The organism is Ectothiorhodospira lacustris (genome assembly GCF_022227785.1).
Taxonomy (GTDB): Bacteria; Pseudomonadota; Gammaproteobacteria; order Ectothiorhodospirales; family Ectothiorhodospiraceae; genus Ectothiorhodospira; species Ectothiorhodospira lacustris.
This window is the reverse complement of the sequence record NZ_JAJNQM010000001.1, coordinates 38222-50863: the sequence shown is the minus strand read 5'-3', so window position 1 is coordinate 50863 and position 12642 is coordinate 38222. Positions and strand designations below refer to the sequence as shown.

Below are 12642 nucleotides of genomic sequence, written 5' to 3'. Positions count from 1 at the left end.
CCGCGTGTCATCCGTCGCGGCCTCGCCTGCTTGAGCACTGCCTATCATCCGGTGGCCCTGTCCCTCTCTCCCTGCTATCCCTGCCGGCTTGCCTCGCACAGGGCGCGCATCTGTTCCGGCACATTGTCCGGGCAGGCGCCGCACTGTTCGTTGCCGGGCAGCGCGAAATCGATCTTGCGGGGGTAGGGCAGGTCCATCTCGTGCATGATCTTCACGAACTCCGCCTCCGTGCGGCCCTTGCCCAGCCGGGGGTTGCGCAGCTTTTCCTGGGCGATGGTGGTGATGCGCCGGTCTTCGTAGTCATGGGCGGGATAGACCAAGGTCTCGTCGGGCAGGGTGAAGAACTTGTCATGGATGCTGCGATACAGCACATGAGCATCACCGGACTGGAAATCAGTGCGTCCGCAGCTCTCGATCAGCAGGGCATCTCCCGAGAACAGGAGCTTGAGGCCGTGATGATCCAGCAGATAGGCGTGATGGGTGTCGGTATGTCCGGGGGTGAACAGGGGGTGGAGGGTGATGCCGCCCACCTGGAAGGATTCCCCTTCCCGCAGCCCTAGGTCTCGGCAGGGCAGCGCGTCCAGGGCCGGTCCCGCGATCCGGCAGCCGGTGAGTTGTTTAAGTCGCCGCGCCCCGGTGATGTGATCGGCGTGGATGTGGGTTTCCACCGCGTAATCCAGGGTCAGCCCCATGGACTGCAGGACCTCCAGGTCCCTGTCCACCGTTTCCAGCACCGGGTCGATGAGGGCCGTGACACCGGTGTCGGGACAGGCCAGCAGGTAGGTGAAGGTGGAAGAATCCGGTTCGAACAGTTGCCGAAAATGCATTGGGTTTTCCTCTTCCAGTCGTGTGCCCGTTGCGTCGGTTCCAGTATAGCCGGTCAGGTGCCCTTCCTTGGCGGGAGAGGGGGGCGCCTTTCCGCGCGCACCAAAAGACGACAGATGGTCGACTTTCGCACGCAGCCTGGGCGGGGCAGTATGGCCTCGGACCTTCATGATGCTTTTCCGACCCTGGGAGCGTTCCGTTTGCACATGGTCTTTCCAACCGCCTCGGTGCCTCTCCGGTATCCGGTCACCGCCCTGCGCCTGGCGATGCTGTCCATGCTGCTCCTCTGTGCCGGTGCCGTTCAGGCGCAGCCGATACTGAGCATCCTGCCGGAATCCACCGGCTGCGTGTCGGTGCTGACCAGCCAGGCCGGCGGTTTGTATCGGGCCTGCGGACCGGACTGGCGGTTCCGGCGCGTCGCCGGTGCGCCCGATGCGCTACCGGTGGCTCTGGCCGAGAGCCACCGTTCGCTGATCCTCGGCACACGCACCGGCCTCTACCAGCGCCCATCCGACCAGACCGGGTGGCAACGACTCAGCGATCAGCCCACCGGCGCGCTGGCCTGTCACGGCGCTCGCTGCGTGGTCCGGCCCTTCGGCCAGGGGCCGCAGCGGTTATCGGATGGCCGGTTCTCCCCGCCGCAGGTCCGGGGCCTTCCGGATCAGCCCCTGCAACAGTTCGTCATCGCCGGAGACGGTGCCCTGTATGGCGCCGGCATGGGCGCGGGTGTCCTGCGGCTCAAGCCCGGCAGTGATGCCTGGCAGCCCGTCGGGTTCGGTCTGGGCAACGGCAACGTGCTGGCTTTGGTGCTGGCGGACGACGGCACCCTCCATGCTGGAACCTATGGTGGCGGCCTTTACCGTCTGCGCCCCGGCGAGGTCCGCTGGCAGCGCCTGTCGGGTCTGCAAGCCGTGAAGGTAACCGCCCTGGCGGTGTCCGCCGATGGCAGCCGGGTGCTGGCCGGTGTCGGCGACGGGGTCCGGGAGTCGTGGGATGGCGGCGACAGCTGGCGGGAGGTGCCTGAATTGGCGGGTATCCCCGTGCTCAGCCTGGCCTTCGACGGGGCGGGCCGCGCCTGGGCCGGGACCCGGGAGGGACGGCTGTACCGTCGACAGGGCGAGGAGTGGGTGCGGGCCCGTTTCGGGGCTGATCTGATCGTCCACCAGGTGGCGTCGGTGGGGTCGGGCGGGCTATTCGTTCTCATGGGCGATCGGTTGTACCGGCGCCCGCATCCCGGTGCGGACTGGCAACGGATCGAAACGCCGTTTCCCCTCACCGATGGGTCGGTGTCCCTGGCCGTGGATGCCGTGGGCCGCCTTTATCTGGGCAGTCCACGGCATCCGCCCCGGCGTCTGGACAGCCGGACCGGGGAATGGCGGATGTCGGCATCGGGATGGCCGGGGCCGGGGGGGGTACGTGCCCTGCGCACCGGCCCGGAGGGTGTCGTGTACGGGATACATGCCGACACCGGCCAGCTCCACCGCCTGGATCCGGAACAGGATCGCTGGACGCCGGTCGAGGTCGGTGGGGCTCTGGGCCATCAGCTACGGGATTTGCGGTGGCTGCCGGGGGGGCATGGGGTGGCCTGGGGTCCCAATGACCTGGTGTGGCTGCGGCCCGGTGAGCCTTGGGGGCACAGCCGGTTTGCCCAGCTTGAGCGTGGGGCACCGGGACTGGATGCCGACGGGACGTTCTGGACTCGTCGCCAGGTCACGGTGTTTTCGCTGGCACCCGGCGAGGATCGCTGGCGCGACGACGCCATCCGACACCCTCTGTACGTGGAAGCCGTGACCCTGGCCGATGGCACGGAGCTGGCGCTGACCGAGGACGATCGTCTGGTGCGCCTGCGGCGTCGGGAGGATGGCACCTGGGTGGAACGCAATGCCTACGCACCGCCTGGGCCGCCGCCTTACGCACTGACTGCCGCGGGAGGCCGGGTCTATCTGGGTACCCTCGACGGTCTTCACGAACTGGACCCGGTGCATGGCACCTGGCGGGACATCACCCCTACACATTGAGGCCGGCCATCCACATGTTGCTTGTGTTTCGCAGTCTGATCGTTGCCATGCTTCTGGCTCTGGGCGTCATGCTCTGGTGGTATCCCGCCGCCACCCTGGTGACGGTGGAGCCGGTTGCCTGGGGACAGTTGCACGAGCAGCAATATGCCCCCCGGCAGCGGGCGTCGCCATTTCTGTCTTCCGCCGTGATCGAGCAGTCCCGGCAGTCGCGTCCCTTCATGCCGATGGCGGAGTTCATCCAGAACCAGGTCGGCGGGGCGATGCTGGAGGTCGAGGCTGGTGAGTGGAGTCGAGAGCTAACGGGTTTCGATGGCGACCGGACCTGGATGGCACCGGACCGGGTGCCCGTCACCGATCCTCCGCGCGGCTGGGTGCATCTGGCCCTGCGGGACGGGGAGTCGCTGGATTTCTACCGCCTGCAATGGGTGGATCCGCTACAGCATCTGGGTGACATACCCCCGGCGCAGGCCCATCCTTTCCGGAGTGTTCCGCTGCTCTGGGCGTGCATGGGCATCGTCCTGGTGGTGATGCTCGCGCTGCCGGTTCGTGAATCGCCTGCCCAGGCCAGCAATTTGGCCAGGGGCATGCGGGCGGGACTGGGCCTGCTGTTTTTTTTCCTGCCGCTGACCCTGGTGAGCCTGTGGCTATCGCAGCGTTCGGCGCCGGACGCGGTCTACGCCCTGATCGTGATCGGGGGCATGCTGGCATTGACCGGTCTTGTCACGGCCCTGATCTTCGGTCGGCAGTACGCCTGGCTCAGGCGACTCATGGCCGGTGAGGGTTTGCTGGCCCATTGGCAACTGGCACCCGAACAGTGGCGGGATTTCGTGCAGAGGGACATGCGGCGCAGCCGGGGGGAGAAGCTGGCCAGGCTGGTGATGGTGGCGGTGATGGCCGTGGTGGTGGGCCTGGGGTTTGTGCTGTTTGCGCCGGACCGGGGAGCGGGTCTGGTGGTGGCGGGGGTGCTGACGGGCATGGTGGTGCTGCTTGCACTGATCGTGTTGCTCATGCCCCTGTGGACCCGTCGACGTCTGTTACAGGCGTTACCGCAGGTCTGGCTGGGGCTGGAGGGTGTCTGCATCGGCCATCAGGCCCACCATTGGTCGGGACTGGGCTCACGGCTTGAGTCGGCGCGATTGCAGAGGGGCAAGCAGGGCCGTCCTGCCCGGATCGAGCTGACGTATTCCGGATTGCGCGGGGTGAGCAGTGGTCGAGGGGTGTATGTCTATCGTGACCAGCAGAACGTGGTGGTACCGGTCCCCCCCGGAAAGGAAGCGGAGGCGGAAGGGGTCATTGCCCGGCTGCGAGCCGGCAGGGGGAAATGAGGATGGGCATGAACACCCTGTTGCTGTCCCGGCGCCGCGGAATGTCACGGCTTGTTGTCGGCATGATGGGTGCCTGCACCCTGTCCCTGCTCCTGGAGTGCACTGCGCCCGCGAGGGCCGACACACCGGCTCTGGCCCCGGAACTGCAGACGCTGGCGGCCCAGGGCAAGCTGACCGTGCGCGCCCTGCGGGCCTGGGGGCTGTTGCCGGATGCCCATCAGGGTCTGGTGATGGCGCTGCATGGCCGTTCGCTGGACCTGCTGGCGGCGGATCAGGCGCAGGTTGATCGCTGGGTTGAGGATGCCGATAGTGGGCGCCTGTCCTTGTCGGCGGATCAACTGGGCCATCTCAGGGACCTGCAGGCCCTGATGGGTCGTATCACGACCCTGAGCATGGAAGCATCCGGCGCCGACTCCGCGCTGGCGGGTGCGCTGGATATCGAACAGACCTGGACCCTGGAGGACTGGGAATCTCTCGAAAAGGCCCCGGCCTCGATGCCGGGCGGGGGGTTCGGTGCCGTTCTGTTCGCCCAGGACCCCATGGAGGCGGCGATGCTGGACCGGCTGGAACGTCCGGAGGGTTTTGACCCTCCGCTGCGTCTGGATGCCCGGGCCACCCGTGAGTTGCTGTTCCCACCGGAGAAGGACACCCCGGATGTCGCTGCTGCGCCGCCCCCCAGCGTACCCGCCCCGCCCGCGGGGTTGATCCGCGCCGACCTGGCCCAGGGCGTCAATACCCTGGGGGATACCTACTGGGCAGGGCAGGTGATCTTTGCCATGCAGGGCATGCGCATGCTTTACGGCGTTCTGTCGGAAGCCGATGAGGCGGCCTTCAGCCGTCTCTGGGCACCGTTGTTCGAGCATCCCAGTGAGACCGTGCTGGCCTGGCTGCAGGCCCTCAACCCCTTGCTGATGGAGTTTCTGGCCGCGCAGCAGGAAATGGCGGCGCTGCTGGAGGGCCTGGACGAGGCAGATTTTGCCGTGGAACTGGCCATGGCCTACGGCGAGGACGCAGACATTGCCGCGGCCATGCATCGGGTGGGGTTGCTCAATGCCCGTATCGGTGACGTGAAGCGGCACATGGAACAGCTGGTGGCGGCCATTGATGCCCTGGGCGATCCACCCGATGTGCGGCGGGAACAGGCGCGTGCCCGGGCCAGAACCCGGCAGGCTGTCGAGCTGGTGAAATCCCTGGCCCCGCCCGCCGAGGTCCGTCACGTCCCCCGTCCCGGCTGGTCGGCGGAGACGGCCTGTGGGTTTGCCGGCGGTTGCCCCCGTCACGAGGACTTCGGTGAACTGAAGACGGTGTTTCACTACGCCTTTGAACATCGCCATTTGCGATGGGATGGTTCCATTTCCCGGGACCAGATCACCGCGCCGCTGATGCTGGCCTTCGTGATCCACGATCCGGTGCCGGCGGAGACAATCGTGCAGGGGCGCTGGGCCGGATGGCAGTGGATTGATGAATGGATGATTCCCCATTTCATGAGCCCGGACGCCGGTGACTGGGTCCGGACCCACCGGATGCAGGGGCGGTATGACGATGCCATGACCGGGCTGACGCAGACCACGGTGGATGGCCGTCCCGCCCTGCGCTGGCCCTATCCGTGGCTGTACGGCATTGAGCTGGTGAACTATCTGATCCAGCCGGGTGGGGATGAAGATCCGCGCATCCTCCTGATCCAGGTGCCGAACTGGGCGGTGATCGGCAATGCGGGGGGATTGCGTGATCAGATTCAGCGCCATCAGCTGTTTGAACTGGAGGCGATGATGGGGCATCTACGCCTCGGCCCCGATGGGGGTGGGGACGGTACGGATTCACGTTTTCCCGATATCGCGCTGGAATACACCCAATACCGGCAGCAGACCCTGGAATGGCTTGCAGAGCAGATGGCCGGCCTGCAAGGCGTGCTGGAGGTGGAACGTCGCCACGACATACGGCGGATACAGGAAGCCGGATTACACGAGTTACGGGATCTGATGGAGATCCTGCGCAGCGGGCGTTATCACTGGACGCCCACCTTCATGCACGAGCGCTGGGCCGAGCACGGATACGGCAGTCATGGTGAATACGGCCTGCGCGATGCCCGTCTTGAGCAGGCCCCGGCATCCTGGCTGCCCACGGCAAGGGTCGTGCTGGAGCCCGGCGCACCCCTGGATCTGCTGCCCCAGCCCATTGATGAGGTGGGAGAAGTGGCGCCTTGTATCGAGTGCCGTGTGCTCATGCCCGAGGTGATACCAGGATTCCCCTCGAACAATGAGAACGAATATCTCACGGTGCGTGAATTGGTGGCGGCGGGCCGCCTGCGCCTGTTACCAACGGATCACAGCCTGCCGGTGGGCAATCTCTTCGGCGTGGGTGATCTGGATGTGGCGCGTATCGACATCCCGGTGGCGCCGGAGGGATCATCGGCCCCGGCGGAGGATGATCCGCTGCAGGCCCGGGTGCGCTTTCACGAGAACAACATCGGCTGGCTGCAGGGCGACATCCAGCGCCTGGAACAGGCCATGCGCGGCAGCGGCAATGAGGATGAACGCCGGTTTCTGGCCCATCAACTCACCATCAAGCGGGCCGATCTGCAGGGAGAGCGGGATGCCATCACCACCCTGCGGACGGGCAATTTCGTCCGCACTCCCACTGCCTGGGATCAGCTGGTCAAGGAGCAGATGCTGGCGCAGGGGCGGGAGATGGCGGCCCGGGTGGAGCGGTCACGGCGCAATCTGGACCGCATCGAGCACATGGTGGATACCCTGCCGCCGGAAGAACGCCGCGACCTGAGGGACTGGGTGGATCGCCAGTTGCGGGATACCGGGATGGATCTGGAGCGGCAGGTGCAGGTGGGGCATGTGGTGGCCAGGAACCTGCAGGCGCGGGCGGAACAGCAGCGTGCCGCCGCCCAGGAGGATGAGGCCTGGGCTCAACTGGCGGTGGACATCCTGGAGAATTATCAGCAGGCGGCCACCTACGCCATGTATGCCACGCCCTTCGTCAGCGGAGGCGGCGTGCTGTCGGTGGCCTATGGCATCACCAGCGGCGGCATCGCCGGTTATGCGGAGCAGGGTGATGTTCACGGCGCCATCCGGGGCGCGGCGCTCACCTCCCTGCGTTACTGGTCGCCCAAGGCGGACTATGCCCTGACCGCCTATGAAGGCTACCAGGCCGGTGGCGTCGAGGGCGCCGCCCGGCGCGTGGCCTCCACCTATGTGCAACGCAAGGTGGTCCAGACCGCCACCCAGGCCGCCCTGAACGTACAGGGGCAGATCCAGGCTTCCCATCGGCAGGCCCGCCGGGAGGCCTGGCGCGAGGCCCAGCGCAAGGTGAATTTCCGCGAGGAGCGGGCCGCGGGCCGCGCCCTGGCGGAGCAGCACCAGGCCCAGTTCGCGCAAGTCCGCCGCCTTGAACGGAGCATGCGACAGCAGGGGTATATCGAAGTGGATGGCGTGCGCTACAGCGGTGACCTGATGTGGCGGACCCGCACCTGGACCGATGCCAACCGGGCGCTAATGGACACCACTGCCGCCATCAAGCACGCCCCCCACGCCAAGCTCTGGATGAAGCGGGGCGCCGATCCACTGGCCCAAAGGGACTACAACTTCACCGATCGGTTGCACACCCGCCAGGTGGTCAGGGATCTGCGTGCCGACCTGCAGGCCCAGGGGATTGCCCCCGATGCCCTGCAGTTTCGACCCATCCGCAACGCGGGCAATAGCTCGCCAGGCATGGACCTGGACCTGGCGATGCGTTTCACGGGCGATGCCAGCCATCTGCGGCGGGTCGATCCCGCCACCGGGCAGGCGCAGCAACTGAGCCTGGCCGAGGCCAACGCCTTCGTACAGGGACGTTTCAATCGGGTCTACGCCCGCAATGCCGGAGGGAGAACCGCGCAGGGTTCCTGGCAGATGGTCACCAGCAGTGCCCATGCCGAGGCCTACCAGGACACGGCATGGCTGCATGTGCGTGACATCGTGCGTTCCGGGGTGGACCCGAATTCGGTCATCAACCCACGGCATGCGGCCCAGGCAGGCGGCGTGACCGTGCACAAGGCACACGAGATGCGCCGTTTCACCGGCATGGGGACGGACAACCAGAACTTCGAGATCTACCGCGGCACCGCCAAGGATATCGATTCCAAGGTGATCCCGTTGCTGCAGTCACGGGTGCGGCAAGCGCCCGACGCGGGGCAACGTCAGGCCGCCCAGGAGTCGCTGGATTTTTACCGGGGTTTGTCTCGGGCGATGAACCGGGCGGTGATGGATCCCATCGCCGCCGACAAGGAGGTACGACAGATGACCGGCATGGATACGCTGGGCGCGGTGGAACTGGTGGGTGGGGCCATACAGGCCCTGGGGCAGGGGCTTCGGCACTGACAGGGCACGAGATTTGCGCGCCCAGTATCGGCATACGTAGGGAGAATCAATGATGACCCGGTTCAAGGCATGCCATCGCGCCCGTTGCCGAATGATGATGGCTATCACGCTGGCTATGTTGTGGCTGGCCGCAAGTGCATTCGGGCAGGAAATTGAAACTGCTGTCGGTACGGAGCGAGCCGAAGTGACGGCGAGGGAAAAAGGCGCCGAGACCCGACAGGCCGATCTGCCGGCAGAGCTGGTGGACCTTGCAGCCAGGGGTCAACTTACCGTCAGAGCCCTCCGTGGTTGGGATCGGCTGCCGGAGCGTTTCAGTCAGTTGGCACTGGAGTTGCGATCTTATGATATCGACCTGCTCGGTGCCGATCGGATCATGGTGGAAGCGCTTGTCGCCCGTTCGACTGAGGCGCCTTACCTGTCCTCCCGTATCAATGAACTTCGCGCCCTGGCGCAACTGCTGGCGAGCTTTGATCCGGCGGAAACTTCCTTGGCCGCGTCGATTTCCGAGCGGGCAACGCAGCACGGTGAAACGCTCACGCTCGACGGCGTTCCGGGCTGGGTGATGGTTTCCGCCGAAGAACGCTCGGGACAGAATCGCGATAGCCATCAAAGGACATTCTCTTTCAGTCTTCGATCTGATGGTGCTGTTGATCGGGCGCAGGTTAAACAGTCCAGTCAAGGCTACTTGCGTCAGGTTGGCCTCGCCTTCGACATGAACTGGGACGAACCGCCGCGTTATGTCTTCAACGGAAGCGCCTGGGACGGTCGAATTCGGGTGATCGACGCCGGTAGCGGCGTGGAATACCTGAGCGGGGCGTCGCCAGGGACGGACCCTCGGTCGGGCGGTTTCGCCGTTAGCGCTCAATACCGGTCCGGTAGCCGGCCGGTCTCGGATCGTGGTCGCGCGGCGACCGGCAGGTTTTCTCCAGACAACCCGGATTCCATCGGCAACCCCCAGGGAGAAGCCACGATTCGGTGGCCTGACCAGGGCTGCCCGGGTGATCAGTTCACCGTTGAAATACGGGCCAATGGCTGGTCTGGTCGCGGCACCGTGACCTGGGTCTATGAGTATCACCCCAATCTGCTGCGTTCGCCGGCGTTCAGCGGGCAGTTGGAAGCCCAGCAGAAGGCCAGTCCGTCGCCCTCCAGTCAGGCGGGAACCAATTTCGAATATTTCCGGGATTGCCCGGAATGTCCGGAGATGGTGGTGATTCCGGCCGGCAGTTTCCTCATGGGTGCTCCCGAGTCCGATCCCGGCCGCACGGAGCACGACTGGCCACGGATCAGGATCACCATCGCGCGACCCTTTGCCATGGCTAAAACGCCGATCACCCAGGCGCAATGGTCTGCCTTGATGGATGAGGAGCGTTCCCGCTTCAAGGATTGCCCCGATTGTCCGGTCGATAGTGTTTCGCATCGTGATGCCGAGGTGTTTCTCTATCACCTGAGCAGGAAGACCGGCCACGAGTATCGGCTACCCAGTTCCGCGGAGTGGGAATACGCCTGCCGAGCCGGTACCGAGTTGCGCTACTGCGGGAGCAATCAAGTCGACGAGGTGGCCTGGTATCGATGCAACAGTGACGGCCGAACGCATCCCGTTGCGGCCAAGGCCGCCAACGCCTTCGGCCTGTATGACATGAGTGGCAATGTCATGGAATGGACCCGCGATTGCTCCTCCGGCAATGTTGAGCTGATGCCGACGGATGGCAGCCCGCTGAGGGAGAGCGCTTCCTGCACGCTGATGATATCCCGTGGAGGTAGTTGGCTCAGGTCTGAAGCGGATGTTCGTTCAGCCGCCAGAAGCTCGGGGGGCATGATGGGCATGGGGGAAGACGGGTTTCGGCCGGTGCGAGTGCTGCCCGGGTCGGACGCCATGAGTCCTGAAGGCGGTGGCAGATAGAGGGCGCTGAGCATTATCGTCCCTTGGCACCCGGCGCCGGGTGCGGTTCGGTCGGGGCGATAGTGTTCGGTTTCAGGCCAGGGTGCTCAGTCCAGGTCGTCCTCTTCCATTTCAAACAGCGCGTTGAGTTGATCCAGGTAGGGCAGGATGGCGCGGATCTGGGCGGCGGGCACCGCGGCGAAGCGTGCCCGGGTGTCATGGAAGGTCTGGAAGAAGGGCATGGCCATCAGGGCCTTGCGCTCTTCGGCGGGCATGTCCTGCAGGGCGGTCTGGAACTCGTCAATACTGATCATGCCGATATGGGCGATGTAGGCCCGCGTGATATAGGCGGACTGTTCCGCGAAGGTAGACACCGAGGCATAGCCGTTGCGACGGATGATGTTCTCGGCTTCCCGGTTGTCGGCAAGGATTTCCATGAACTCGCTTTTCATGGTGTCGATGTCCAGGAAATTCAGATCGTCATCGTCGTCATCATCGTCATCAAACTCATGGTCATCGATATGGGGTATGAGCTGTTCAAAGGTGCTGATGAACCGCTCCATGTCCGATGAGGTGATGTTCATCGCCAGGGCCTGGCCTGCCAGCAGGAAGAATACACTGGCAATGATTGCAATCCGCTTGAGCATGGTGGTTTCCTTTGGTTCGGGGGTGGGTGTGTCTCGCCGTCAGTTGTTCTTCAAGATGTTTCGATCACGTCATTCCCGCATAAGCGGGAATCCAATGACGGGCTGGCTGGACTTCTGCTCTCTTCAAGATTTTCGATCACGTCATTCCCGCGCAAGCGGGAATCCAGTGACGGAAGGTGGCCCGCGCAGTATTTCCATGAGCACTGGAATGTCGATCTCCGGATCAGGTGCGCGGCGCGGCCAGGGTCATGTTCCGACAGCCGGTTTCCACCAGTCGCCAGGAGGCGATGACAGCCAGGGCGGCAAAGCCGGTGAGCAGCCACAGCCCGCGCTGGTAATCGGCCGCCGTGTACACGGGGACGCCGCCGCTCATCAGGCCCTCCCAGCCCAGGTCCATGGCCCAGCCGAACAGGGGCTGGAACAGAGCGGCCCCCAGGAACAGGCCGGTATTGACCAGGGCGATGGCCATGCCCGAGAGGGCCGGGTCCGCCACTTCCTTGGCATGGGCGTAGGCCACCACGAAACAGCCGGCGCTCAGACCCATGAGGGTGAACAGGGTCAGCCCGGAGGCCCCCGGACCCCAGGGCAGGAACAGCAGGCCCAGACAGACGGTCAGGTAGACCAGGGCGCCGGCCTGCAACACGGGACGGCGCCGACCCAGGCGGTCGGAGAAACTGCCCGCCAGCAGGCAGCCGACGGCAAAGGCGACCGTGGCCACGGTGGTGTAGACCGAGGCATCTCCCCGGCTCAGGCCGTGCACGTCCCGCAACAGGGGGATGGCCCAGAGTCCCAGCATGCCGAACAGGCTGCCGGTGATGCCGAAGTCATAGACAAACCCCGGCCACAGCCGGCGGTTGGCCAGCACGGCCCGCAGATCCTTGATCCAGTGCTGTTTTCTGGGGGCATGGGGCGGCAAGCCTTCCATCTCCCGCACCGAGGGAAAGCCCAGTTGTTCGGGACGGTCCCTGACCAGCCACCAGGAGAGCAGGGCGAGGACAATGGCGACGATCCCCAGAGCCACGAACAGGCTGCGCCATTCCACGTAGAGCAGCATCAGGGCCAGGGGGCCGGTGGCGGCAATGGCGCCCAGATTGCCCAGCAGCAGGGTGAGTCCGCTGATGCTGCCGTACTTGCGCTCGCTGAACCAGACGGTGTTGCTCTTCATGAGACCGACGAAGACCACCGAGACCCCCAGGCCCACCAGGAAACGGCCCACGCTGGCGGTGGCCAGGGTATCCGCCAGCCCGAAGACGATGGAACCGCTGCCGGCCACCAGATTGCCCAGGGTGACGGCATAGCGGGACCCCAGGGTGTCCGCCAGCACCCCGGCGGGGATCTGCATGGCGGTATAGATGTAGAAATACATGGCCGATAACGATCCCAGGGCCGCCGCCGTCACGCCGAACGCGGCACTCAGTTCGCTGGAGACCATCGCCGGTGCAAAGCGGTGGAAGAACACCAGCATGTAGGCGGCGATGAGGACGCTGTAGATGGTCCAGCGGATCCGTTCGAAACGGGCCGGATCGTAATGGGGGGGCATGCTGGCGCTTCCTGTAAACTTGGGCAAAATAAGCGAAAGCT

At 65.1% G+C, this 12642-nt stretch carries 7 protein-coding genes; 4 read left to right on the top strand and 3 right to left on the bottom strand.

Features of this window, described 5'->3' with window-relative positions; translation table 11 throughout:
• Positions 1-74 precede the first annotated feature (74 nt).
• Positions 75-827, bottom strand: coding sequence for an MBL fold metallo-hydrolase (locus tag LQ952_RS00220; RefSeq protein WP_238620537.1), 753 nt, complete (start codon positions 825-827; stop codon positions 75-77).
• Between the two features lie 204 nt (positions 828-1031).
• Here LQ952_RS00220 and LQ952_RS00215 point away from each other — a divergent pair, with 204 nt between their 5' ends.
• The 4 genes from LQ952_RS00215 to LQ952_RS00200 are packed head-to-tail and all read left to right on the top strand — an operon-like array spanning position 1032 to position 10435.
• On the top strand, positions 1032-2843 hold the full coding sequence (locus LQ952_RS00215; protein WP_238620536.1) for an NHL repeat-containing protein: 1812 nt from the start codon (positions 1032-1034) through the stop codon (positions 2841-2843).
• Positions 2844-2857: 14 nt separating this feature from the next.
• Positions 2858-4168 (top strand): hypothetical protein, encoded by a 1311-nt coding sequence (locus tag LQ952_RS00210; protein WP_238620535.1) that lies wholly within the window; start codon positions 2858-2860, stop codon positions 4166-4168.
• A gap of 8 nt (positions 4169-4176) precedes the next feature.
• Complete coding sequence (locus tag LQ952_RS00205) at positions 4177-8535, top strand: hypothetical protein (RefSeq protein ID WP_238620534.1); 4359 nt, start codon at positions 4177-4179, stop codon at positions 8533-8535.
• Between the two features lie 49 nt (positions 8536-8584).
• Entirely contained in the window at positions 8585-10435 is a 1851-nt protein-coding gene (locus tag LQ952_RS00200; protein WP_238620533.1) for a formylglycine-generating enzyme family protein, read from the top strand.
• An 86-nt stretch (positions 10436-10521) separates the two neighbouring features.
• On the opposite strand, the gene LQ952_RS00195 is transcribed toward LQ952_RS00200, so the two are convergent.
• Together LQ952_RS00195 and LQ952_RS00190 are read right to left on the bottom strand one after the other, a co-directional pair.
• Positions 10522-11061 (bottom strand): hypothetical protein, encoded by a 540-nt coding sequence (locus LQ952_RS00195; RefSeq protein WP_238620532.1) that lies wholly within the window; start codon positions 11059-11061, stop codon positions 10522-10524.
• A 223-nt stretch (positions 11062-11284) separates the two neighbouring features.
• On the bottom strand, positions 11285-12601 hold the full coding sequence (locus tag LQ952_RS00190; RefSeq protein WP_238620531.1) for an MFS transporter: 1317 nt from the start codon (positions 12599-12601) through the stop codon (positions 11285-11287).
• Positions 12602-12642 lie beyond the last annotated feature (41 nt).